Source organism: Guptibacillus hwajinpoensis (genome assembly GCF_020171785.1).
GTDB lineage: Bacteria > Bacillota > Bacilli > Bacillales > Guptibacillaceae > Guptibacillus > Guptibacillus sedimenti.
Genome location: NZ_JAIVAE010000008.1, coordinates 140,949 through 164,605, shown reverse-complemented (window position 1 = coordinate 164,605; position 23,657 = coordinate 140,949). Strand labels below are relative to the sequence as shown.

General features: G+C 40.5%; 24 protein-coding genes. 18 read left to right on the top strand and 6 right to left on the bottom strand.

Features of this window, described 5'->3' with window-relative positions; genetic code table 11:
- Window positions 1-167 precede the first annotated feature (167 nt).
- The 4 genes from LCL91_RS13255 to LCL91_RS13240 all read left to right on the top strand — a co-directional run bounded on the left by LCL91_RS13255 (window position 168) and on the right by LCL91_RS13240 (window position 4,084).
- Complete coding sequence (locus LCL91_RS13255; protein WP_224883043.1) at window positions 168-767, top strand: TetR/AcrR family transcriptional regulator; 600 nt, start codon at window positions 168-170, stop codon at window positions 765-767.
- A 274-nt stretch (window positions 768-1,041) separates the two neighbouring features.
- Entirely contained in the window at window positions 1,042-1,974 is a 933-nt protein-coding gene (gene glaH / locus LCL91_RS13250; protein WP_224883041.1) for a glutarate dioxygenase GlaH, read from the top strand.
- 20 nt (window positions 1,975-1,994) lie between these two features.
- Window positions 1,995-3,206: an L-2-hydroxyglutarate oxidase gene (lhgO, locus tag LCL91_RS13245; protein ID WP_224883038.1), complete on the top strand. Its 1,212-nt coding sequence runs from the start codon at window positions 1,995-1,997 to the stop codon at window positions 3,204-3,206.
- Window positions 3,207-3,304: 98 nt separating this feature from the next.
- Entirely contained in the window at window positions 3,305-4,084 is a 780-nt protein-coding gene (locus LCL91_RS13240; protein ID WP_224883036.1) for an alpha/beta hydrolase, read from the top strand.
- Window positions 4,085-4,123: 39 nt separating this feature from the next.
- On the opposite strand, the gene LCL91_RS13235 is transcribed toward LCL91_RS13240, so the two are convergent.
- The 3 genes from LCL91_RS13235 to LCL91_RS13225 are packed head-to-tail and all read right to left on the bottom strand — an operon-like array spanning window position 4,124 to window position 5,244.
- On the bottom strand, window positions 4,124-4,369 hold the full coding sequence (locus LCL91_RS13235; protein ID WP_224883034.1) for a hypothetical protein: 246 nt from the start codon (window positions 4,367-4,369) through the stop codon (window positions 4,124-4,126).
- The gene (locus LCL91_RS13230) at window positions 4,353-4,889 is read right to left on the bottom strand and encodes an RNA polymerase sigma factor (protein WP_224883033.1); all 537 of its coding nucleotides are present in this window, start codon (window positions 4,887-4,889) and stop codon (window positions 4,353-4,355) included. The genes LCL91_RS13235 and LCL91_RS13230 overlap by 17 nt, the downstream gene beginning before the upstream one ends.
- Window positions 4,879-5,244, bottom strand: coding sequence for a hypothetical protein (locus LCL91_RS13225; RefSeq protein ID WP_224883031.1), 366 nt, complete (start codon window positions 5,242-5,244; stop codon window positions 4,879-4,881). Before LCL91_RS13225 ends, LCL91_RS13230 begins: the two co-directional genes overlap by 11 nt.
- 134 nt (window positions 5,245-5,378) lie before the next feature.
- Between LCL91_RS13225 and LCL91_RS13220 the strand changes: the two genes are divergently transcribed.
- Complete coding sequence (locus LCL91_RS13220) at window positions 5,379-5,954, top strand: hypothetical protein (RefSeq protein WP_224883030.1); 576 nt, start codon at window positions 5,379-5,381, stop codon at window positions 5,952-5,954.
- 41 nt (window positions 5,955-5,995) lie between these two features.
- On the opposite strand, the gene LCL91_RS13215 is transcribed toward LCL91_RS13220, so the two are convergent.
- Both LCL91_RS13215 and LCL91_RS13210 read right to left on the bottom strand, forming a co-directional pair.
- A complete protein-coding gene (locus LCL91_RS13215; protein ID WP_098442463.1) occupies window positions 5,996-6,316 on the bottom strand; it encodes a DUF3870 domain-containing protein in 321 nt (106 codons plus the stop codon).
- A 16-nt stretch (window positions 6,317-6,332) separates the two neighbouring features.
- The gene (locus LCL91_RS13210) at window positions 6,333-7,394 is read right to left on the bottom strand and encodes a DctP family TRAP transporter solute-binding subunit (RefSeq protein ID WP_224883029.1); all 1,062 of its coding nucleotides are present in this window, start codon (window positions 7,392-7,394) and stop codon (window positions 6,333-6,335) included.
- A 156-nt stretch (window positions 7,395-7,550) separates the two neighbouring features.
- Here LCL91_RS13210 and LCL91_RS13205 point away from each other — a divergent pair, with 156 nt between their 5' ends.
- The 10 genes from LCL91_RS13205 to LCL91_RS13160 all read left to right on the top strand — a co-directional run bounded on the left by LCL91_RS13205 (window position 7,551) and on the right by LCL91_RS13160 (window position 19,811).
- Complete coding sequence (locus LCL91_RS13205) at window positions 7,551-9,173, top strand: ATP-binding protein (RefSeq protein WP_224883028.1); 1,623 nt, start codon at window positions 7,551-7,553, stop codon at window positions 9,171-9,173.
- Window positions 9,148-9,849 (top strand): response regulator, encoded by a 702-nt coding sequence (locus LCL91_RS13200; protein WP_224883027.1) that lies wholly within the window; start codon window positions 9,148-9,150, stop codon window positions 9,847-9,849. Before LCL91_RS13205 ends, LCL91_RS13200 begins: the two co-directional genes overlap by 26 nt.
- Before the next feature lie 195 nt (window positions 9,850-10,044).
- On the top strand, window positions 10,045-11,043 hold the full coding sequence (locus LCL91_RS13195) for a TAXI family TRAP transporter solute-binding subunit (RefSeq protein ID WP_224883026.1): 999 nt from the start codon (window positions 10,045-10,047) through the stop codon (window positions 11,041-11,043).
- Window positions 11,036-11,542 (top strand): DUF1850 domain-containing protein, encoded by a 507-nt coding sequence (locus tag LCL91_RS13190; RefSeq protein WP_224883025.1) that lies wholly within the window; start codon window positions 11,036-11,038, stop codon window positions 11,540-11,542. The genes LCL91_RS13195 and LCL91_RS13190 overlap by 8 nt, the downstream gene beginning before the upstream one ends.
- Before the next feature lie 10 nt (window positions 11,543-11,552).
- On the top strand, window positions 11,553-13,709 hold the full coding sequence (locus tag LCL91_RS13185; protein ID WP_224883024.1) for a TRAP transporter permease: 2,157 nt from the start codon (window positions 11,553-11,555) through the stop codon (window positions 13,707-13,709).
- 37 nt (window positions 13,710-13,746) lie between these two features.
- On the top strand, window positions 13,747-14,538 hold the full coding sequence (locus LCL91_RS13180; RefSeq protein WP_224883023.1) for an SDR family oxidoreductase: 792 nt from the start codon (window positions 13,747-13,749) through the stop codon (window positions 14,536-14,538).
- Window positions 14,539-14,706: 168 nt separating this feature from the next.
- On the top strand, window positions 14,707-15,993 hold the full coding sequence (locus LCL91_RS13175; RefSeq protein ID WP_224883022.1) for a PucR family transcriptional regulator: 1,287 nt from the start codon (window positions 14,707-14,709) through the stop codon (window positions 15,991-15,993).
- Between the two features lie 1,043 nt (window positions 15,994-17,036).
- Entirely contained in the window at window positions 17,037-17,954 is a 918-nt protein-coding gene (locus LCL91_RS13170) for a proline dehydrogenase (RefSeq protein ID WP_305078305.1), read from the top strand.
- A gap of 30 nt (window positions 17,955-17,984) precedes the next feature.
- Entirely contained in the window at window positions 17,985-19,532 is a 1,548-nt protein-coding gene (gene pruA, locus LCL91_RS13165; protein ID WP_224883018.1) for an L-glutamate gamma-semialdehyde dehydrogenase, read from the top strand.
- Between the two features lie 96 nt (window positions 19,533-19,628).
- Window positions 19,629-19,811 (top strand): hypothetical protein, encoded by a 183-nt coding sequence (locus LCL91_RS13160; protein WP_224883016.1) that lies wholly within the window; start codon window positions 19,629-19,631, stop codon window positions 19,809-19,811.
- Window positions 19,812-19,828: 17 nt separating this feature from the next.
- Here LCL91_RS13160 and LCL91_RS13155 read toward each other — a convergent pair whose 3' ends face one another.
- Complete coding sequence (locus LCL91_RS13155) at window positions 19,829-21,421, bottom strand: ATP-binding protein (protein WP_224883014.1); 1,593 nt, start codon at window positions 21,419-21,421, stop codon at window positions 19,829-19,831.
- Between the two features lie 211 nt (window positions 21,422-21,632).
- On the opposite strand from LCL91_RS13155, the gene LCL91_RS13150 reads away from it, so the two are divergent.
- From LCL91_RS13150 to LCL91_RS13140, 3 genes are all read left to right on the top strand, one after another.
- Window positions 21,633-21,953 (top strand): YnfA family protein, encoded by a 321-nt coding sequence (locus tag LCL91_RS13150; protein WP_224883011.1) that lies wholly within the window; start codon window positions 21,633-21,635, stop codon window positions 21,951-21,953.
- 80 nt (window positions 21,954-22,033) lie between these two features.
- Window positions 22,034-22,810, top strand: coding sequence for a class I SAM-dependent methyltransferase (locus LCL91_RS13145; RefSeq protein ID WP_224883009.1), 777 nt, complete (start codon window positions 22,034-22,036; stop codon window positions 22,808-22,810).
- A 38-nt stretch (window positions 22,811-22,848) separates the two neighbouring features.
- Entirely contained in the window at window positions 22,849-23,574 is a 726-nt protein-coding gene (locus LCL91_RS13140; RefSeq protein WP_224883007.1) for a class I SAM-dependent DNA methyltransferase, read from the top strand.
- The last annotated feature ends 83 nt before the right edge of the window (window positions 23,575-23,657 follow it).

The following is a 23,657-nucleotide window of genomic DNA, read 5'->3' as shown; positions in this document are numbered from 1 at the left end:
AATAAATATCGTTCGGAAAGAACAACGGTTGTTATTTATACAACAAGTGTCGTAAAATATTTTAACAGAGTCGCGAAAATGAGCAATAATCAAGTTTTCGAAGAACGTGGTTTAAACGACAAGTTATAAAGTGTTGTTGAGAAAAGTGTAATTTGGAGGAGATTTTTATGAGAAAAAAGGAAGACCCACGCGTTACGCGAACACGAAAGCTCTTGCAAGATTCGTTTATCCATCTGATGTCAGTAAAAGAATATGAGAAAATCACGATTGCCGATATTACAACAGAAGCAACGGTTAACCGCGCTACTTTTTATTTGCATTATCAAGATAAAGAAGAGTTACTACTTCAAACGGTTGATGAAATGCTTCGGCAGCTGTTTGGCGAGGCACTGACCATTCCTCCTGGTAATTTATCAATTGATGAACTTCAGCGTTATATCGCAGAACATATTTTCTCAAGTATTGCAGAATACGATAAATTCTTTCACGTCATGTTAATCAAAAAAGGAATGCCGAACTTTCTTGATCACATGCGTAGCTTCTTCTTTGATTTCTATGACAATCGAATTGCAAAGGGGAGATTCGATCCTCTCCCGTTACCAAGTGAAGTCATCGCAAGTTATATCGCATCTGCTTATACAGGCATGATTTCCTGGTGGCTTGAAAATGAGATGCCTTATACACCGAAAGAGATGGCTGAGCAAATGATTCAGTTAAATCAAAAAGGACCGACGGGGATATTGAAGATGCACGTGAGGAAGCCCTGAAGAGAGTAAAGGTAGTTGACAGAAAATTCGATTCATTGTAATCTTAACTTACTAGCTCATACTTCCCTTTAGAAAGGTCTCCCTTTCAAAATCAGGACAGTAGGGCATCGTCTGAATGATAACAATGACAATAACTGATAAAACTGTTGAAGCTCTTGCCGGAGTTTCGTCCGCAGTTTAAAGCCAGTATATTTTTTCCGTAAGACGGGAGAAGTGTGCTGGCTTTTTTGTTTTTCTTATCATTCTAAAAACTATAAAAGGAGAGATGCGTGCAATGGAACTTACAAGGATCAAGCAGAATGAAAGAAGTGTGAAAAAAGGCAAAGGGTATGAGATTAAACCGAGTGCAGTTCATGAACGGCTTTATGTAGTGGAGCTGGAAGAAGAAGTGATCACTCGTTTTTTTGAAGACGTTCGTGAGATTAGTAGTCAGCAGTTAGCGTATATCCCTTACATGCGATTTGTTCTGACTGAGAAGCTCTCACGACTTTTAGATGAAAACTTTCAAAAAGCAGTTCGAGCCATTCTCCATGATCGACAGACGGGCGGATTTACCGTTGGGGTTAACAAGCAAACGACTGATTCAGAGGACTATGTAAAGTTTTCAACTGCATTTTCTCACCTTGTTGGCATTCCTAATTTCGATGCGATGTCCGGAAATTACTACGCCCGTTTTTCAGTGAAACATACGGATACGAGTGATTCCTACCTTCGTCAGGCGTATCGTCTTTTTACACTCCATACGGATGGAACATATGTAGATGAAGCGACGGACTGGTTGTTGATGATGAAATTTGAGGAGCAACATGCGGTTGGCGGACGTTCACGACTTCTTCATCTTGATGATTGGGAAGAGCTTGAGCGGTTTTATCAGCACCCGATGGCATCACAGCGATTGATCTATAAGGCACCGCCAAGCAAAAATGTGGTGAAGGAAGTGTTTCGTACGACGTTCTATGAACAAAACAATGAACCTTGTATTTGTTTTATCGATCAGTTCGTTCATCCAGAAAACATTGCGCAGGCAACTTATTTACAGGAACTATCACGTTCGATGGAGAATTCTTCTGCTACAAAAGGACTTGAGCTTCCAGCAGGAGAATTGATTATGTTGAATAATCGATTCTGGCTTCATGGAAGAGAAGCCTTTGAAGAAAATACTGGACTTCACAGAGAGCTTTTACGCCAGCGTGGTCGATTCGCTTGAGTTTAATTGGAGGAGACAGCATGTATGATTATCTCGTGATTGGGGGCGGAATCGTTGGTTTATCCACAGCGCTTTCGATTCGACAGCGTTACCCAAATGCAACACTTGCCATCGTTGAAAAAGAAAAGGAATGGGCTAGTCATCAAACTGGCAGAAATAGTGGTGTGATTCATTCAGGAATATATTATAAGCCTGGTAGCTTGAAAGCCACATTAGCGAAGCGGGGCAGTGAGTCGATCGTTCGCTTTTGTCAGGAGAATAATATTGCACATGATGTGTGTGGAAAGGTTATCGTAGCTGTTGATGAAACGGAAAAAGGTAATCTAAATCACTTGTATGAACGTGGATTGGAAAATGGTCTAGATGTACAAAAGCTCACAAAGGAGGAGCTTAAAGAGGTCGAACCTCATGTAAATGGGGTAGGTGGAATTCGGGTGCCGTCTACTGGCATCGTGAATTATAAGAAAGTGACTGAGAAATTAGCGGAAATTCTATCGAATCAAGAAGTTGACTTATTTCATGGAACTAGAGTAACAAATATTGAGGAAAGTCTTGATGAAGCGGTGGTTGATACGTCTAAAGGAACGTTTAAAGCAAAGTATATAATTAATTGTGCTGGACTTCAAAGTGACCGTATCGCTAGGCTCGCGGATATTTATACCGATTTAAAGATCGTTCCATTTCGAGGCGAGTATTTTGAATTGAAGAAAGAGAAAAGTCATCTGGTTAAAAACTTAATTTATCCTGTACCAAATCCAGATTTTCCGTTTCTTGGTGTTCATCTCACTCGTATGATGGATGGCTCGATTCATGCTGGACCAAATGCGGTACTTAGCTTGAAACGTGAGGGCTATCATAAGCTGTCATTTAATCCAAAAGATGCCCTCGATGTACTGGCATTTGAGGGGTTTTGGAAAATGGCGGGAAGTAACATGAAAGAAGGACTAAAAGAAATGGGACGCTCGTTTCACAGAAAGTCCTTTGTGAAAAGTCTTCAGCGACTTGTACCAGAAATTCAAGAGGAAGATGTGGTTCCAACTCACTCAGGAGTGAGAGCTCAGGCTCTCCTTAAGAATGGTCAACTTGTTGATGATTTCTTTATTATTCCTGGCAAAAGATCCATTCATGTTTGCAACGCACCTTCTCCTGCTGCGACAGCATCTTTAGAGATTGGAAAAATCATTGCAGGGAAAGTGCCTTCGCCTACGCGAAAGATGATTCGATTATCGTGAACAAAAAGCCATCGAGGAAACTCGGTGGTTTATTTTATGGAAGAGGGAAAAGGAGGCTGCTACGAGAAGAATAGTTCTAGATGTGGAGGGGGTAGAGCATGTTAGTAACGAAACAATATTGGATTCCAGTGTTTAATGAAGAAAGAACGGTTAGAATTTATTTACCAGATACATATGAACAAACGAATCAAGATTACCCAGCTCTCTATATGCACGATGGACAAAATGTGTTTGAAGATAAGGATGCAGTAGGGGGAAGGTCGTTGCGTTTAAAGGACTATCTCGAGCAGAATCATGATCAGGTTATCGTTATTGCGATTGATTCGGGCGCTAATCGGATGGAGGAATATCGCTTATGGGCGCCGGGAAAGATGAGTGATGAACTTACGGGGAAAAGTGATTCTAAAGAAGCGAAGGGTAGGGATTATCTGGATTTTATCGTGAGGGATGTAGTACCGTCGATGAATGCTACGTATCGCATACAGGTGGGATCGAATTATATGGCTGGTATTTCACTTGGCGGTTTGCTTACAGTCTATGCGCTATGTTGCTATCCAACTGTTTTTAGAAGAGGAGCGGGGATCTCTTCCGCTTTTTTTCGTAATCAGGAAAAGTTAGAGCAGTATATCTTAGAATCCGAACAAGTTGCATTTGACGGTCTTTATTTGGATTGCGGAGATAAGGAATCAGGAGAAGAGCGGATCGATCGAGCGTTTCTGAAATCGAATGAACGGATTTTTGGATTGTTAGAGGAAAGAGGGAGTAGTGTTGAATTTAAAGTGGTTAAGGATGGAAAGCATCACTATGAGTCATTTTCTCATAGAGTACCCGCTGTCATGACTTTTTTGCTAGGGCGTAGAGGTTACAAGCATTCGTAACTTAAAAGGACCCTGAATGAGGTCCTTTATTGATAGAATTTACATGAATAATAGTAATCCTGCCGATATTCCAATCGTAAGAACAATCGGAGTTAATTGGATTTTCAGTAACAAACCAGATGTACTAGCATGGTGATCAAGTGGATTTTGAACGGGTGCACTCATAAAATCCGCTACTCGGTCTGATATCTTCTTCTTGAAGGAAAGGGGGGGAACGTCAACGGTGTACTGCTCAAGTTGTTCACGGAGTTCTTTCGGTAGCGAATGGTTATTGTGTGATTTCATCATAATGTCCCTCCAATAAATCTCTTAAACGTTTAATGGCTATCGATAATCTTGACTTAACCGTTCCAACGGGAATATCTAAGATGTTTGCGGTGTCTTCTTGAGTCATGTCGTGATAATAGGTTAAGAGGATAACCGCTCGCTGCTTTTCAGGTAGCTGTTTAATCGCCCACTGAATCGTCATCTTCTCCACACAATCGTTAAAAGAAAATTCTTCTTTTTTGATCAGAAAAGGGAGAAGCGTTTGCCATTTTGCTCTTCGTTTTAATTTGTTAATCATCAGTTGATAACCGATTTTGAAAAGGTACGTTTTTAGAGAAGCTCGTGTAACATCATAGCGATCCTGATACTTGTGAAATTTAACGAATGTATCCTGAACAAGATCGATACTAAGCTGCTCATCACGAGTATAGCGAAATAAGAAACGGTAGAGTGAATCTTTGTGTGTAAGGTAAATGGTTTCGAACGTCATAGCCAATGATTTCTCGAAAGGAATCGATTCGCGTTCGTTAAAATTCATTTGGCCAGCGCTCTTTTATCCCTTTGTAAGTGTAAGCGAGTCGGAAAATAAACCAGAGAAATGTGAGAAGTGGAAAAACAAAGGTCTGATGCAGAAAGAACTGCACAAATGGATTTTCAATGTTTTCTCCCTTAATTAGAAAAACAAATAAACCTGTAATACATAAGAAAGAATACGCTGAGGAAACAATCATGACATAATCCCACCGCGACCAATAAAAATAGAGAGTTGTCTTCTGAAAATCAATTCTTCCATTTGTTTTGTGAACATGTTTTTGAAGCGTTGCGATTAAGACGGCAAAAATGGTTCCGAGAACTCCTGCCATCACTAACCCCATGATCCAACCGATTGCCATGTATTTCACACCTTTCATTTCTATATTTTCACATATTTATACAAATAAAAGTGGGTGAAAGTTCATTTTCATGATGAGATTTTTTATACTGGGTAAACTATAGGCTAAGTGAAATACGAAGGCGGGTAAAAAAAATGATTAGAAAAAAATGTTGCGTGGGTCTTGTTTTTGCGTTGCTTCTACTTATGAATAACGCATATCCGGTTCAAGCAGAGCAAGAAAGGAATTTAAATGAGGTTACCTATCTCAAATCAGAAACCAAAAAAGACGCTGCTCTTGAAGAAACGTTTGCTAAAGAGTTCGGTCTTACGAAGGGGACAGACTCCATTCGTTATTACTACAATAAATTAGACTTAAACAATGATCAGATACGTGAAACATTTGTCTATTTAGTCGGTCCAATGGTATGTGGAACAGGAGGATGCAGTGGACTTTTGTTAGAAGAAAAGAACGGGGATTATAAGGTGAAGTCTCGATTTTCTTTAGTCAGAACCCCAGTCATCATTCAAAATGAAACAACAAACGGGTGGAAGGATATCGCCATGTATGTAACAGGTGGAGGAATCGAGCCTGGCTATCACCAGCTAAAATTTGATGGAGCAAACTATCCTTCCAACTCATCTGTCCAACCGATTGTACAAGAGGATAAGATAAAAGGGATAGGGATCATAAACGATGAAATTGCTGAAGATACTGGTATTGTTTTTTAAAGAGAAGTAGAGGACAAATTCTCATTTGTCCTCTACTCTTTTTATGTGTTAAGAGGTTCGGGATGCAGCTCGTATTGCTTGTGAGCATCCTTAAGAGCAGCAGCAAGAGCATTGCCGGCTTTTCCGAGATAGCCCTCTTTTAACTGATGAAGAGGGTCTGTAATACCATCTTTTAAACTGAATCCCTTCAGCAACTGTTTGACGAATTGCTTGCTATGTTCCGTTGCGAGTGTGCAAGATGCGTCGACAATCACGCCATACTTTTTATCAACTTCAAGAGTGAGGGTTAAGGTGTCTGAAATGTTGTTAGCAGCCATGCCAGTTGGGAGTTTTGAGTGGCCGGCGACGAAAAGAGTGTTCATAAGTAAGACCTCCTGATTATGGTGATGAATAGTATTCCTGTATACGGTGGACTTCTTTCATAAGTGATGATGAAATCGATTTTTCAACTTGAAAATAAACGGGTGAAAAGGCCTTTTCCCATTTCTGATATTGATTATTTGTTAATGTATCAATTTGTATATCAGTTGTTCTTTTAAGTTGTCGGATATGGCTATCGTTAATCTCAATTGAATGCCTTCTAACCCAATCCGTTGTTTCTTTATTTGCTTCTGTTATTGCCTTTTGGTGTGTTTTAGAAAGCTTATTCCAAAACTCCTCATTAACGAGGACAGCGTAACCAAGATAAGCATGGTTACTAATGGTCATGTATTTTTGTTCTTGATAAAACTTTTTTGAATAAATGTTTGAAACGGTATTCTCCTGCCCGTCAATAAAGTCCACTTCAAGATTCCGATAAGTTTTGTTAAACGATAGTTGACTCGTACTTGTATTCAAAGCATCGAATTGGGCTTTAATTGTTGGACCGGGCATTGTTCGGAAGTGAAGCTGTTCCATGTCTTCTGGTTGAAGAATAGGGTGTGTATCATTTGTAAACTGTTTGAAGCCGTTATACCAGAAACCGAGCCCCTTTGCGTTCGATTGGGTAAGATCCTTCATTAATTCTTTTCCGATTTTACCGTCATATGCTTCCTGCACGGCCTGGTAAGTTGGAAAAGCATATGGAAGGTCAAGCACTTGCCAATTAGGGAAACGAGTTGATAGCTTCGCAGTAGCAGGTGCAATCATTTCAACTTTCCCATTCGTTAAAGCTTCCCATTCGTTTTGATCCTGATAGATTTCGCCGTTTGAGTATATTTCAACATGCACGTCATGATTTGTTTTGGTTTCAACAGCCTCTGCGAAGTAACGAGCTGCCATGCCTTTCGGGGTATTTTCCGCAGCAACATGGCTAAAGCGAATAATTACCCGGTCACTAATTCCATCTTGTTCGTCATCATGAACAATCGGTGATGTACTAACAGGAAGGTTATAACCTGAAAAGATAGCTGTGAGAATCCCTATAAAAATGAATGCGGCAATCACTGCTATTGATTTCATAGACTCCCCTATTCCGTAAGCGTTTCCAATAGTTTATCATAGATTATAACGTGTTAAAGCAAACATTTTACATTTCTGATACGATCAGAATGACGGATACATGAAATAAGATACATAGGATTGATTTATTCTTAATGGTGGAAGGACGTAACGCCAATGACAAGAAGAGTGCCAATTAAAATAAAAATAATGATTTTTTCATTTGGTGTTGTGTTTTTTTCAATCACGATTGCAGGTATCATTGCTTCTGGAAAAATATATAAGGAAAATGAGAGGGAACTGGGGGAGAGAGGGTTAATCACGGGACGCATCGTGGCTAATTTACCTGAGGTTCAACAATCATTAATGGAAAGTGAAGGCTGGATTCAAATAAATCCTATCGTGAATCGCATTAGTACAATTAATGGAGCAGACTATATAGTTGTCCTTGATACAAACCGTATTCGATACTCCCATCCCGTTGAAGAAAAGCTTGGTACCGTATCAGCTGGGAAAGATGAAGGGGCTGCATTTGCAGAACATAGTTATGTGTCAAAAGCCAAGGGAGAAATGGGGATAGCTATACGATCATTCGTGCCAATTATGAACCAACAGCACGAACAGATCGGCGTGGTCATTGTAGGAAATATGCTTCCTAGCATTACAAGTGTTCTTCTCAGTATTAAACCAGAACTTCTTCTCATTGTACTACTTGCACTGGGATTTGGAATGGTAGGCTCATGGCTACTTGCAAAGCAAATTAAAAAAGAAACATTTCAGCTTGAGCCACATGAAATCTCAAGGTTGTTAGTAGAGAGGACAGCCACATTTCAAGCAATGAATGAAGGTGTCATTGCGATCGATCTGCATGGAGAGGTTATCATCTTTAATGAGAAAGCTAAAACCATACTGGATATTGTAGAAGATGTAGTTGGAAAACAAATAAATAAAGTGTTGATGAGCCCTAAATTGATTAGAGTTTTATATGAAGATCATGCCTTTGAGCGTGAAGAAATGACATTTGGAAACAAAGTACTGATGATTAGTAAAGTACCAGTTTCAGTGGGAGAAGAAACTGTCGGTGCGTTAGCTGTTTTCCAGGATCGAACAGAGGTATCTCTAATGGCAGAGGAACTAACAGGGGTAAAAAACTTTGTTGATGCCCTCAGAGTACAAAATCACGAATCTATGAATCGATTACATACAATTGCTGGACTTATTCAGCTAGATCAGAAAGAAAAAGCGTTGAATTATGTTTTTGAGGTTTCCCAAAAGGATGAGGAACTGTCTTTATTTCTAAGTAAGAACATTAAAGATTATCGAATTTCTGGATTGCTTATAAGTAAAGTGAAACGAGCACAGGAATTAGGGGTTGTTCTCTCTATTAATCAACATAGTAGATTGGAAAGACTCCCTTTCTTTTTAGATAGTCATGACATTGTCCTAATCATGGGTAATTTAATTGAAAATGCCTTTCATTCCTTTGAAAACCTACATCGTAAAGAAAGAATGATTGAGATCAGTCTCATTCAAGATGATCATTCGATTGCTATCACTGTCGAGGACAATGGGTGCGGTGTTCCGAAAGAGTTCACTGATGACATATTGACCAAGGGTTTTACAACAAAAGGTGAAAACGGAAGTGGGCTTGGGTTATATCTAGTGAAACGAACAGTTGATAAGGGCAAAGGAGATATGAAAATCATTTCTCATGAGGGTGAAGGAACGAGTATCGACCTATTCTTTCCAATGAGTAACGAAGGGGATGAGAGTGTTGAAGATAGACGTTTTATTAATTGAAGATGATCCGATGGTACAGGAAGTGAATCGACAATTTATCGAGAAAGTTGATGGTTTTCATGTGATTGGAGTTGCTGGAACTGGAGAAGAAGGCATTGAACTTGCAAAAATGCTAAAGCCTGAACTTATTATACTTGATGTCTACATGCCAGGAGCAAGCGGTTTAGAAACATTGAAATTAATCAGACAGGAAGAAATCAATGTTGAGGTTATTGCAATCACAGCAGCAAATGACCGTGAAACGATAAGAACGATGTTGCATCATGGCGCTAGAGATTATATTATTAAGCCTTTTAAATTTGGTAGGTTGAAGCAAGCCTTGCAAGAATTCCTTCACTATAAAGCGAGGTTAAGTGGAGAAGGAAAGCTTTCTCAGGAAGAGCTTGATCGGCATTTCTCTCATGTACAAGATGAAACGAACGATTCTATAACTACTCATCAAATACCTAAGGGGTTAAATCACCAGACAATGAAACAAATTATTCTCTATATCGATAAGCAAGCCAAGCCCCTCTCAGCTGAAGAAGCAGCCGATGGAATCGGCATAGCTAGAGTGACAGCAAGAAGGTACTTAGACTATCTTCAAAAGTCAGGAAAAGTACAATTGGACATACAATATGGAGGCGTTGGCAGACCGCTTAATCGCTATTCTCTTTTAAAGAGTTCTTCGAGTTAATGGAAGAGCACTTTTTCTGTCTAGAAACTATGAAAGTCGGTAAAGTCTAGCTCCAGTGCTTGTCGGGACTAACCGAGCACTGGAGCTTTTCTTATGACCAAAAAGACCAAAATGTCCAATATGTTCTAAATATTCAAAAATAAAAGTGTAAGCGTTACCATAAATGTAGCAAACAATGAAGCGGAGGAATGTAAATTGAAAACAAAGATGCTCGCAACCTTATTGATTGCACTTGCCATGATCATTTCAGCATGTGGTGGTGGAAATTCAGTAGGTGGGAATAGTGGTGAAGAATCTTCAGGCTCATCGCAATCCCTTGTATTTGGGACTGGAGGAACATCAGGATCATATTATCCCATCGGTGGAGCGCTTAAGCCGATTCTAGAACAAAGTGATTTAGTAGGAAATATTACTGTAGAATCGACCGGAGCTTCTGTAGCAAACATCCAGAACATCCAGGATGGGCTAAACCAGATGGCTGTTGTTATGAGTGATGTAGCTTATGATGCGGTTGAAGGGAAAGGTCAATTTGAAGGTAAGAAAGTTGATATTAAAGCGCTAGCAGGCATGTATCCTAATGTAGTGCAAATTGTTGCAACGAAGGATAGTGGAATCAAAACAGTGGAAGATCTAAAAGGGAAAAAAGTTGGGGTAGGAAAAGTGGGATCTGGTGTTGAGCAGAGTGCACAAAAAGTACTTGAAGCAGTCGACTATACCTATGATGATCTATCAAAAGTAACTCATACTGGTTATGCCGATAGTGTTCAAGAAATGAAGAATGGCAATCTGGATGCAGCATTCTTTACATCTGGTGTTCCAAATAGCAACATTACGGACTTGATGCAACAGAATGAAATCACTTTTGTTGAAATTAAAGGAGAAACAGCAGAAGCACTGAAGGAAAAGTATCCCTTCTATAAAGACTACAAAATACCTGCGGGCGATGAAGCGAAGTATAATCTTGAAAATGAGATTGTAACTGTGGGTATTCAAAATATGATTATTGTGTCCCCTGATTTAGATGAAGAGTTAGTAAAGGATATGACCAAACGTTATTATGAATATCTTGGATCTGATGAAGTAGCTGTTGGTGTTTTAAAACAGCTTGATCGAGATGAGATTGCAAAAGATCTTATTACACCTCTCCATCCGGGCGCAAAGGCATTCTATGAGGAACAAGGAATACTTGAATAATGAAAAGCGAGGGCATCGATCCGGTGCTCTCGTTTTTAGAAGTATAGTTCTTATCATAATTTTACTTTGCATAGTATTGCTTCTTATTCCTTTTCAGGTCCTTACCATAGAAGAAGAAGATGGAGAAGAGAGCGCTCATATAGGGGCGTCAGAGTTTAGCTTAAGATGGAAACATTCTGTTGAAAAGGAAGATTGGGAGGAATTTTTTGTTCTCACAGACACAGGGATCCTTCTAACAAAAACTCGTTTTAAGACATTTGGGGCAGGTGTTCCAAATGATGTTGGCTCAGATACCTTTATAAAAGATGGCTGGGTTTACATGAGTGGTATTCAACGGTCAATTGGTACTAGTTTTTATTTTCGAACAGGAAAGACAACGGAACACCGTATAACGGTAGATGGACAAAGCGTCAAGCTTAAGGCAAACAGTTCCTATCATGTAACTGTTAATCAACTTAAACTATTCCAAGCTTTGCTATTAAAAATACGAGTTATGTGAGGTGAAGATTGTGACAGAGGGAAAAAAGAAAGATGCAGCTGAATATGATCGGGAAAGTAGTGTGAGATCGGTCGATCATTCTAAAATGAAAATGGTCATCACTGTTTTAGCGGCAGGACTTGCCCTGTTTCATTTATATACTTCTTACGCAGGTTCACTGGTGGATATTCAACAACGTAGCATTCATTTATACACGTTAATGGCACTTGGTTTTCTAATCTATCCTTTTATGAAAAAAAACGCAAATAAAAAGGTACCCATCTATGACTATATCCTTTTTATTCTTTCGTTATTTATTGGCGTTTATATGCTTTTTACAGCAGAAAGAATAATTCAATCCGGTGGGCAAATTAATTCTATTGATTTCGTGGTTGGTATTTTAATAGTCTTACTTTTACTAGATATCACCAGGAGAATTACTGGGTGGGGACTTACTTTGCTAGGGACTGCTTTTCTGATTTATGGTTTTTATGTCAAATTATCCATTTATCCTCAATTAACTGAACCGGTTATTCTCAGTGTATCGAAACAAATTATTTCTCAGCTAGTTTTCATTACAGAAGGTATACTTGGAACAGCAATCGGAGTATCGGCAAGTTATATTATCTTATTTATCCTGTTCGGGGCTTTCTTGAGTAGATCTGGAATGGGACAGCTCTTTAATGATCTTGCACTCGCTGTTGCCGGGCATACGAAAGGTGGACCCGCGAAAGTTGCGGTTATAGCGAGCGGGTTCCTTGGATCTATTAACGGATCGGCTATTGCGAATGTCGTAACGACAGGTGCTTTTACAATTCCTTTAATGAAGAAGATAGGATACCATCGAAACTTTGCTGGTGCTGTAGAATCAGCAGCAAGTGTAGGGGGACAGATTCTACCGCCGATCATGGGCGCAGCGGCCTTTATTATGGCTGAGAATTTGAATGTACCATACACCAAGATCATTCTTGCTGGTATTATTCCAGCGGTATTGTTTTATATAGGTATTCTTTTGCAAGTTCATTTCCGTGCAGCTAAACGAGGATTAAAGGGATTGCCTAAGAGTGAGCTCCCGACTGTAAAAGAAGTACTGATTGAACGAGGACATCTCATTATTCCTATGCTTTTTCTACTTTACCTGCTATTCACAGGAAAAACGCCATTCTTTGCAGCTTTCTGGGCGATCATTGCAACGGTCATTATTTCTGCCACTAGAAAAATGCTTCCTGTTATCATGCTGTTAGGATTATTTTTAGTCTTTCAACCACAGTTAACAGCTTTACTTTCAGGGCAAACACTTCCTAACATAAGGGGTGACTGGTGGGAATTAATGATTATTATTGTATTGCCGTTTTCTATCAATTTGTGGAGAAGATTCCTTAAGCTAGAGGCTGAAGAAATTGGTATCATGGATAGTATTCAAGCGCTTGAAGAAGGAACGAAAACGACAATTCCGGTTGCTATTGCATGTGGAGCGGTAGGTATTGTGGTGGGTGTGGCTTCTTTAACAGGAGTAGCGCTTGAAATCGCGAATAGTATTGTAAGCATAGGTTCAATGGTTAATAGTCCATTGATTCAATTAATTATTACACTCATTTTGGCGATGATCACGTCTATTATACTTGGAATGGGTCTACCAAGTATTCCAACGTACATCATTACAAGTACGATGGCTGCTCCCATTTTATTGCAGCTTCCATTGTTTAGAGAGCTTGCAGGATCCCAAGAGACAGCGATTTTTGTAGCTCATATGTTTGTGTTTTACTTCGGTATCTTTGCTAATATTACCCCTCCTGTCGCCTTAGCAGCTTTTGCAGGAGCAGGAATTAGTGGAGGAGACCCTAATAAAACTGGATTCCAAGCTATGAAACTAGCAATAGCAGGATTTATCGTCCCGTTTATGTTTGTCTTTTCTCATGAAATGCTCATGGTTGATGCAACGTTTTTGAATATCCTGTTAATTGCAGTTACATCTCTAATAGGTGTTTTTCTATTATCAATTACTGCTGAAGGGTATTTTCTTACGCAAGTATCAACTTGGTTCAGAATAATAACTGGAATAGGAGCACTTCTTTTAATTTATCCTGGTATTATGACAGATCTTATTGGTGGATTGATTTTTATAATTGTTGTAGCGAAGAATCTTGTATCAAGAAAACAATCTTCTGGAAATAGCTTATCAGCGTGATAAATATTGAATAGTTGTATTTGAAAGGAACGTGTATATGGATCTCAATCTAAAAGGAAAATCAGTCGTCGTAACAGCTGCAAGCAAAGGACTTGGAAGAGCTTCTGCCCTTGAATTTGCGAAAGAAGGGGCGCACGTCATTTTATCAAGTAGAAGTGACGATGAACTTAAAAAAGCATGCGAAGAAATCATCGAAGAGACGGGGAATGAGCATGTTACCTGGATTGTTTGCGATATGACAAAAGCGGATGATATTAATCGAATGATGACGTTTGCTGCGGAAACGAATGGTACAGTCGATGTGTTAATTAATAATGCGGGCGGTCCTCCAGCTGGAGGATTTGAGGATTTTAGTGATGATGACTGGCAACAAGCGTTTGAATTGAATCTATTAAGCTTTATTCGAACATCTAGAGCAGCGATACCTTATATGAAGGAAAATGGATGGGGACGTATCTTAAACATTGCTTCATCTTCTATAAAACAGTCCCTGGATAACTTGATCCTGTCGAACACATTTCGAGCAGGAATCGTGGGACTAGCCAAAAGTCTTTCACAAGAATATGCTGAGCATAATATTCTTGTAAATACCGTTGGTCCTGGACGCATTGCTACAGATCGGGTTGAACAACTTGATCGTTTGAAGGCAGATCAGCTAGGAGTCACTGCTGCTGAATTAAAGAGTCAGGCGGAGCAATCCATTCCGATGAAAAGATACGGTGAACCCGACGAATTTGCAAAGGCAATCGTATTTCTTGGATCAGATGCGAATACGTATATGACAGGGCAATCGCTCGTTGTAGACGGAGGTCTTGTCAAGGCATTATAAAGAAGTGATGGGCGCAGTAGACTGCGTCTTTTTTCTTTGAGAATCTCCCCTAATTATTTTTCTTTTAGGAAGAAACCGATATAATAGAAGAAGATGAAAAATGACTAATTCTGGTGTTGCTAAACCCTTTGGTTTCAAAGCAATTGTCGGTACAGGGAGGGTGATTGGATGATAGACGCGAAAGAACGAATTCTTGAAGCGACGGATATTCATAAAGCAACTGAGATGATCAGCATTGCGACGAATAAGCCTGTGATTATTGAAAATAAAAATTTTGAATTGATTTCATATAGCACGGCGTCTGAGAGCTTTGATCAAACGCAACAAAAAACCATTTTGTATAAAAAGTGTCCTGTTTTTATTATTGATCGTTTGAAAAAGGAAGGGATTGTTCAACAGCTTGAAAGTAATGAAGCCCCGATTCGAATTGCTCCTATTGAGGAAATCGGTTTTTATCAACGCGTGGTTGTGAAAGCGATTTATGAGGAACGGACGATGGGCTATCTTTGGGTGCAAGAAACCAACAGCCCCTTAACGGAAGAAGAGGTCGAGTTTCTTACTGAAATCACTCCTCGCATCGGAAAGCTTATTCATGATTCTTACCAAAAAGGAAAAGAGCATGAAGGGAAGCAGGAGAAATTGCTTTGGAACGTGCTGCTACATGAATATGAAAGTGAAAACCAAATGAGACGGAAAGCCCAATTAGCAAGCTTGCCACTGCCTGAGCGCTTTTCTGTACTGGTCATGTCGATTGCAGAGCCTTCTCAAGAATCGCTTTTAAATGAAGTGCTCGAGCTTCTGTCTCGATTTAAGCGTCACAAAATCCAGGTGCTAAAAACCGATCTTCAAGTGGTTGCTGTGATTTCTGGTGATAAAATTCGGAAGGGATCGGCAATTGAAAATAGTCGTGAGCTTGTTGAGTACGTGAAAAGTGCCTTAACTCATGAAGAGTTTTATTCGTTTCTAATTGGCATTGGGAAAGAATACATGGAGCTTACTGATATGAGGAAGAGTTTTCTCGAAGCACTTGAAGTGATTGAGACCGCTGACTTTATTGGCCCAAGACCCGATGTTATGCCAAGAGAATTTTCGAAGCTCGGCGTTTACAGGTATCTTGCGGCCCTTTATGAAAAGAACAATACGGAGCATTATTACAATCAAAATTTGCTTAACTTGATGGAAAAAGATTCTGTTAGCCATTCAAGTCTGTTGAAGACGCTCGAGGTGTATTTATCCAACAACGGTAAAGGAAAAAGTACCGCGGCTGAGCTGTTTATCCATCCTAATACGCTCAATTATCGTATGAAGCAAATCCAGGATCTGACCGATATTGATTTTGATGATTTTAATATGAAAAGTCACATTTATATTGAGTTGTTGTTGTTAAACAACATCCCTTCCTACTATAATCGATACCTTTCCGCTGTAGAGGATCAGAAAAGTACGGCGAAATAGCTGAGTTAAGCAGAGATCTGGCTAGTTATTGGCTCAATTTGAGAAGTTGCACATGGTGCAACTTCTTTTTTAGTTTTTTGTATCCGTTAAGTAGCCTAATTCGAGGTGAGCGAGTTAGGTTTATTGGCCAGAATTGAGATATATTAGCCAAAATCAAAATATATTGGCCAAATTCGAGATTTATTGGCTAAATCCCAAATATATTGGCCAAACCGGAAATCCGGGGTGCTCGTCTCCAGTGCCTGTCGCTCCTAACCGCTCACTTCTGCTTTTCGTGAGATCCAGCTGCGCGGGCCAAATCCTCCGGCTGTTTCACCCAATCGAATGAGACAAAAAGCGTCTCACTCTCATGGGCTCCAACATCCTGCGGATTTAAACGGGCCCGCTCCGCTTTTCGTGAGATCCAGCTCCGACTCGCAGAAACTGCGATATTTCACTCTTTCACCAGAACACAAAAAGCGTGTTCTCGTTCAAGAGTTCCAATATCTCCGTTTCTAAACGCTCGTCTCTGCTTTACCTGATCCAGCTGCAGTGGGCAGACACTTGGTCACTTCACCATTTCATCAGAACACAAAAAGCGTGTTCAAATGAAATGGCTCCAGTGCCTGTCGTGTCTAAACGCCCACTTCCGCTTTTCCTGAGATCCAGCTCCGACTCGCAGAAACTGCGATATTTCACTCTTTCATCAGAACACAAAAAGCGTGTTCTCGTTCAAGAGTTCCAATATCTCCGTTTCTAAACGCTCGTCTCTGCTTTTCCCTAGATCCAGCTGCAGTGGGCAGGGGCTCGATCGCTTCACCCCACAAAATGAACACAAAGACCGTGTTCTTTCTGAGGAGCTCCAGTGCTTGTCGCCCCTAATCGCCCACTTTCGCTTTTCCTATTGTGTTTAAACCACAAAATGTCTGCTAAACTATTGTGCTTTGACCACGTTGCCAGATGGCCCTTAAAATCGATATAATTTTCACAAGAAAACAAAAACTTTCTTTGGAGTAAGCTTGATGAATGATTGGAGATATAGGGTGAAAAGGAGCGTGGTAGAGTTGGAAGCCATCAACAAGAGTTTTTTCCTTTTTCTCGCTAGCAGACCTTCCCTTGATCGGCTCGCCAAACGTTGGGGTAGTAAGTTTGGGGCGGATAAGATTGTTGGGGGTGAGACTTTTGAGCATGCGGTTCCTCTTATTCAGAATTTGAATAGTCAGGGGCTTCGGGTAACGGTGGATCATCTTGGGGAATTCGTATCTTCGGAAACAGAAGCGAAGGAGCGAACGCAGGAGTGTATCAATACAATCCGCATGATTAGTGCTCATCAACTAAATTCTCAAATGTCTTTGAAAGTCACTTCACTTGGTCTTGATATTAGCCATGATCTTGTCTGGCGTAACATGGTTGAGATTATGGAAGAAGCGGTGAAGCATGATGTATTCGTTACGATCGATATGGAAGATTCGACACGAACGGAAGCGACGCTCAATCTTTACAAAGACCTGAAGAAAAAGTACGACAACATTGGTACGGTTATTCAATCTTATTTATACCGATCTGATCACGATCTGGATAATTTGAATGAAGTAAAGCCGAATTTACGTCTTGTGAAAGGGGCGTATAAGGAAGCAGCGAAGGTTGCTTTTCCAGCGAAATCAGATGTGGATCATAATTTGAAGCAGCTGATTAAGAAACATTTATTGAATGGGAATTTTACAGCCATCGCTAGTCACGATGATGCCATCATTAACTTTACGAAAGAATTCGTGAAAGAGCATGATATTCCGAAAGATCAATTTGAGTTTCAAATGCTTTACGGCATGCGAAACCAGAGTCAGCTCGATCTTCTAGCTGAAGGTTATGCGGTAAGAGTATACCTACCTTACGGGAACGATTGGTATGGGTATTTTATGCGGCGGTTGGCGGAACGACCTGCGAACATCGCCTTTGCTTTTAATGGAATCTTTAAAAAATAAACTTCTTATATTTGAAAGGGGAATTTACTCATGGTAGTACCATACAAACACGAACCGTTTACTGATTTCACTGTTAAGGAAAATAAGAAGGCTTTCGAAGAAGCACTGAAACTAGTGAAAGAAGAGCTAGGAAAAGATCACGATCTTCTCATCAATGGTGAACGTGTTAGCACGGAAGATAAAATTGTTTCCATTAACCCTGCGAACAAGGAACAAATCGTTGGTCGCGTATCAAAGGCAACGAAAGAGCATGCGGAACGCGCCATTCAGTCTGCAGATGAAGCGTTTGAAGGTTGGAGAAAATGGTCGGCTCGCTCTCGTGCTGAGCTATTATTCCGCGCAGCTGCGATTGTTCGTCGCCGTAAGCATGAATTCTCTGCCTACCTTGTCTATGAAGCAGGTAAGCCGTGGAAAGAAGCGGATGCGGATACAGCTGAAGCAATCGACTTCATGGAATACTATGCCCGCCAAATGATTGAGCTAGGGGAAGGGAAAGCGATTGAGAGTCGTCCTGGCGAGCAAAACCGTTACGTTTATACGCCAAGCGGAGTTGCACTTGTTATTCCTCCATGGAACTTTGCGTTTGCGATTATGGCAGGTACAACGGTAGCTCCACTTGTAACAGGAAACACCGTTCTTCTTAAGCCAGCAAGTGCAACGCCGGTTGTTGCAGCGAAGTTTGTTGAAGTGCTTGAAGAAGCGGGGCTTCCAAAAGGCGTCTTGAACTTTGTACCAGGTAGCGGAGCTGAAGTCGGGGACTATCTTGTTGATCACCCGAAAACATCGATCATTACCTTCACTGGTTCTCGTGAAGTAGGTACACGCATTTATGAGCGTGCGGCGAAAGTACAGCCAGGTCAACAGCACTTGAAGCGTGTCATTGTCGAAATGGGCGGTAAAGATACAGTTGTTGTGGATAACGACGCGGATCTTGAACTAGCGGCACAGTCGATCGTTGTTTCTGCATTTGGCTTCTCAGGACAAAAGTGTTCTGCAGGCTCACGCGCAGTCATTCATAAAGATGTGTACGATCAAGTGCGCGATCGTGTCGTTGAACTAACGAACGAGCTAACGATGGGCGAAACGACAGGACCAGACGTTTATATGGGACCAGTCATTGATCAAGCATCATTTGATAAAATCATGAGCTACATTGAGATCGGAAAAGAAGAAGGACGACTTGTGGCTGGTGGTGAAGGTGATGATTCAAAAGGCTACTTCATTAAACCAACGGTATTCGCGGATCTCGCTCCAAAATCTCGCATGCAGCAGGAAGAAATCTTCGGCCCCGTTGTCTGCTTAACGAAAGTAGATAATTTCGATGAAGCGATTGAAGTAGCAAACAACACGGAGTATGGTCTTACTGGTGCTGTGATCACGAATAACCGTGCACACATTGAGCAAGCGAAAATGGACTTCCACGTAGGTAACCTATACTTTAACCGTAACTGTACGGGCGCGATTGTTGGGTACCACCCATTTGGAGGATTCAAAATGTCCGGTACAGATTCAAAAGCAGGTGGACCGGATTACCTTGGACTTCACATGCAGGCAAAAACAGTTTCTGAAATGTTTTAATCGAATAGGCTAAAAAGGCTGTCACCTTAAGTGGGTGACAGCCTTTGTTTTGTTCTAAAGGAGAAGGGAAAGTGATGAGAAAGGAAGTGGTTTTATATGGAAATTTGGACGGCTGTTGTGATTATGATCGGGCTTATTTTGGTTCGCGTGATTGGGTTCTTTTATCCATCTTATCTTGAGATAAAAGGAAAACCGTTAACGGAAGGCCAAAAGTATGTGATCGACACAATAGCAATTGGAGTTTTGCTTTTTACGTTTATCATTGTGTGGACGTTGTAAAAGGTAGGAAGAGAAACTTAGCTCTCTTCCTTGTGAAGTGGGAGAAAGAGGTTGGCTATTGTACCGGAACCTTTATCAGAATCAATGACGATTTTTCCGTCATGAGCTTTCATAATATCAAAGCAAATCGAAAGTCCAATTCCAAGCCCACTGTTTTTCGTACTAAAAAAGGGGGTTCCGAGCTGTTTCACCTCTTTCTCACTCATCCCCTTGCCATTATCCTTAATTGCAATGATGGCGTGTTGATCTTTTTTAGATAAAGAGACCGTAATTTCTCCACCCTGAGGCATTGCTTCAATGGCATTTTTAATAAAATTAATAAGCACTTGTTTGATTTGAGAGGCATCCATCCAAACGGTTATTTGCTCCTCTTCGGCATGGAAGTTAATCTCCACATTATGTAGGTGAGCATTGCTTTTCATTAATTCAACCGTTTCAAATATGAGAGGATATAATTGGCCGGCTTTTCGTTCACTACTTGTTTGTTTTCCCATCATGACGAATTGATTGACGAGGTTTTTCATTCGTTCAAGCTCAGTTCTAATAATATCGATATAGTGGGTTTGTTTTTTATCCACATCCAATAGCTGTGTAAAGCCGATGATGGATGTGAGAGGATTGCGGATTTCATGTGCTAATCCAGCCCCTAATTTCCCGATAGCAGAAAGTTTCTCAGATTGAATGACCTGTTCTTGTAGTTGATAATAAGAGGTCATATCGCGGAACTGAGCAAAAGCACCGCTTAACCGCTGATTGTGATCATATAGAGGTAAAATATCAAGTAAACATTTGCGTTCATCAAGCTTTGAGAAGGTGATTTCGATATTCTCGATTCCTTTTTCTTTTGTGAGCACATGATCGAAAAATGGTTTAAGAACAGAAACCTCTGATATATGAGACCCGATCATGTTTAGTTTATTCATGCCTGTTAGGTGAGCGGCACTTTGATTAAATTCTCTTATATGACCAGCCTGATCTGAAATAACAATGCCAATTGGCGTGGTGCTCATCAGCATTTGATTGTAGAGATGAAGCTGTTCGTTTTGTTCATGAACCCGAATTTCGCGTTCAATGGTATCGATTGAAGATGAAAGCAAGCCAAGGTGTAACGGTGAGGCGTGCTCTTTTGGTGTCATAATTGAAATGGTGCCGATCACTTCTCCGTTACGATAACGATACGGTGCCGAGTAGCACGCCACCTCGCTGAAACAATAATGGTAATGATCCTCTCCAATTAAATGAAAGGGCTTATTGTGTTTTAGTGCAAGGGTAATAGCATTCGTACCTGCCGTTTCTTCATCGAATTTAACGCCGTTTTGAATGCCGAGTGACGCTGTCATTTGTTTAAGACGCTCGTCACCATAGGAATCTAACACAACCCCCTGGTCATCGGTTGTTACGATAACGGTAGGGATATCGGTTAGAAAGCTTAAAAGTTTTGTCATGAATGTTTGAATGATGGAAAGCGCACGTTCGTAATGGTGCATGCGCTGATTTAACTCTTCTTCTGTTAATAAAACGTGAAGAACAGGAACTGAGTTTGGATCCATATGGTAAACATGCTCGCAGGTGGTTTTAGAGTTTTGAATGTACGTTTCACGTTGCGTCATGGGGCATCCTCTTTTCCTGGTAATAATAGCTTTATATAAAAAGTATGGAAGTATGAAAATGAAGCGTTTTTTTATAGATTATCATATTTTTGTATGGGTTGGTTCGTTTTTACCATAAATAAGAATGAATGAAAATTAGGAGAAGGGTGATGACTCCTTATAAAATAGGATGACTAGATAAGCCACTCATTTTCGAAGGAGGAGATAGCGGGTGAGGACGATTCTCTTATTTGCGTTAGCAGGTCTTGCTGAAATTGGTGGAGGCTATTTAATATGGCTTTGGCTTCGAGAAGGATATTCAAGCTTACTAGGTTTAGCAGGAGGGCTTGCATTGGTATTATATGGTGTCATTGCCACCTGGCAAGTTTATCCTGATTTCGGAAGGGTGTATGCAGCGTATGGAGGGGTGTTTGTCGTGATGTCAGTTCTTTGGGGCTGGGGAATTGATAAAAAGGTTCCTGATCTTTATGACATACTTGGAGGTGCGATTTGCCTTATAGGCGTAGCCGTAATGCTCCTCCCCCGTCACTAGCAGGGTATAAATGTGAAAAGGGTTTTCATCACATGAAGAAGAATGAAAGAGAGGGGGGAATGAAAGGAGAGTAACGATCAATGAAAATCAATGAGCATAATCGCATTGTATGGGATAAAAAAGTGGCTGATGGCGTTTCATATACAAAGCCCGTCACAAGTGAAATGATTGAAGAAAGTAAGAAGGGAAATTGGCACATTACTGTAACAACGGAAAAACCCGTTCCACGTGATTGGTTTCCCACTACGCTAAAAGGGGTTAAGATTCTTTGTCTCGCGTCTGGCGGTGGGCAGCAGGGACCGATCCTTGCCGCTGCAGGAGCAGAAGTAACTGTTGTTGATCTTTCTGAGAAACAATTGGAGCAGGATCGTTTTGTTGCTGAAAGAGATCATTTGCAGCTTACGATCGAAAAAGGTGATATGACGGACTTATCATTTATTCCTGATAACACTTTTGATATGATCGTTCATCCAGTCTCGAATGTATTTGTGGAACATATTTGCCCCGTTTGGGAAGAGGCAGCTAGAGTACTAAAAGATGGTGGCACGCTAATTTCAGGATTTACTAATCCTTTGCTTTACCTTTTCGATGATGAGCAGGAGGAGAAAGGGATTCTGGACGTAAAAAACAGCATTCCGTTTTCCCCGCTCGATCAATTAAGTGAAACTGAGCTTCAACTATATAAGGAAAGCAATCAAGCCCTTGAATTCGGCCATACGCTAGAAGATCAAATTCAGGGACAGATTGATGCGGGCTTTCTGATCGCTGGTTTCTACGAAGATGATTTTGGCGGAAGGCGTCTGATCGATCGTTATACTCAAACGTTTATTGCTACAAAAGCGATAAAATCAAAATAAAGTTGCCAGTCAGATAAGAGAAAAAAGGGGGATTTAACATGGAATACGGTGGATCATCGGTGTACGATCATAATGATTTCTACGAGCAATATATGGCTAGACGACATCGCGAAGAAAGTCCCAACAAAGTAATTGAATATCCTGCCCTAATGTCTTTACTCGGAGACGTTACGGATCAGACAATACTTGATCTCGGTTGTGGAGACGCTTCGCTTGGAGAAGCATTACTAAGCAAACAGTGTAAAGAATATGTAGGGGTGGATGGCTCTCAGAACATGGTGAAGCAAGCGGAATTAAAGCTACAAGGGACGAAAGGAAGCGTTGTCCACACATCGTTAGAAACCTATTCTTATCCAGCCGGTGCTTTTGATCGGGTTGTTTCCCAATTAGTCCTCCATTACATAGAAGATCTAGAATCAATCGTTAAGAACGTATATGAAACGTTAAAACCTGGAGGGAAGTTCGTTTTCAGCGTTCTTCATCCGGTTATGACAGCTTCTTTCAAAAGTATGACAGGAAAGCGAACGGATTGGATCGTTGATGATTACTTTGACACAGGGAAGCGAATTGAACCATGGATTGGGGAACAAGTGGTGAAATACCATCGGACGATTGAAGACTATTTTCTTATCTTTCAGGGTGCAGGATTTGCGATACAGGGCTTAAAAGAAGGAACGCCACAACGAGAAAATTTTCAAGAGGAAGAAGAGTTTAAAAGAAGACAGCGTATTCCGTTATTTTTAATCATATCCTGCATAAAATAACAATTGACAGCGATGAAAAATTAAATTATGATCATCTCAACCAATTAAATAACGCAACTCCTAAAGGGGAGTAGCTTTTACAG

Coding starts and splice junctions, on each gene's coding strand:
- LCL91_RS13255 (WP_224883043.1), top strand. CDS start 168: ATGAGAAAAAAGGAAGACCCACGCGTTACGCGAACACGAAAGCTCTTG.
- glaH (WP_224883041.1), top strand. CDS start 1,042: ATGGAACTTACAAGGATCAAGCAGAATGAAAGAAGTGTGAAAAAAGGC.
- lhgO (WP_224883038.1), top strand. CDS start 1,995: ATGTATGATTATCTCGTGATTGGGGGCGGAATCGTTGGTTTATCCACA.
- LCL91_RS13240 (WP_224883036.1), top strand. CDS start 3,305: ATGTTAGTAACGAAACAATATTGGATTCCAGTGTTTAATGAAGAAAGA.
- LCL91_RS13235 (WP_224883034.1), bottom strand. CDS start 4,369: ATGAAATCACACAATAACCATTCGCTACCGAAAGAACTCCGTGAACAA.
- LCL91_RS13230 (WP_224883033.1), bottom strand. CDS start 4,889: ATGAATTTTAACGAACGCGAATCGATTCCTTTCGAGAAATCATTGGCT.
- LCL91_RS13225 (WP_224883031.1), bottom strand. CDS start 5,244: ATGGCAATCGGTTGGATCATGGGGTTAGTGATGGCAGGAGTTCTCGGA.
- LCL91_RS13220 (WP_224883030.1), top strand. CDS start 5,379: ATGATTAGAAAAAAATGTTGCGTGGGTCTTGTTTTTGCGTTGCTTCTA.
- LCL91_RS13215 (WP_098442463.1), bottom strand. CDS start 6,316: ATGAACACTCTTTTCGTCGCCGGCCACTCAAAACTCCCAACTGGCATG.
- LCL91_RS13210 (WP_224883029.1), bottom strand. CDS start 7,394: ATGAAATCAATAGCAGTGATTGCCGCATTCATTTTTATAGGGATTCTC.
- LCL91_RS13205 (WP_224883028.1), top strand. CDS start 7,551: ATGACAAGAAGAGTGCCAATTAAAATAAAAATAATGATTTTTTCATTT.
- LCL91_RS13180 (WP_224883023.1), top strand. CDS start 13,747: ATGGATCTCAATCTAAAAGGAAAATCAGTCGTCGTAACAGCTGCAAGC.
- LCL91_RS13175 (WP_224883022.1), top strand. CDS start 14,707: ATGATAGACGCGAAAGAACGAATTCTTGAAGCGACGGATATTCATAAA.
- pruA (WP_224883018.1), top strand. CDS start 17,985: ATGGTAGTACCATACAAACACGAACCGTTTACTGATTTCACTGTTAAG.
- LCL91_RS13160 (WP_224883016.1), top strand. CDS start 19,629: ATGGAAATTTGGACGGCTGTTGTGATTATGATCGGGCTTATTTTGGTT.
- LCL91_RS13155 (WP_224883014.1), bottom strand. CDS start 21,421: ATGACGCAACGTGAAACGTACATTCAAAACTCTAAAACCACCTGCGAG.
- LCL91_RS13145 (WP_224883009.1), top strand. CDS start 22,034: ATGAAAATCAATGAGCATAATCGCATTGTATGGGATAAAAAAGTGGCT.
- LCL91_RS13140 (WP_224883007.1), top strand. CDS start 22,849: ATGGAATACGGTGGATCATCGGTGTACGATCATAATGATTTCTACGAG.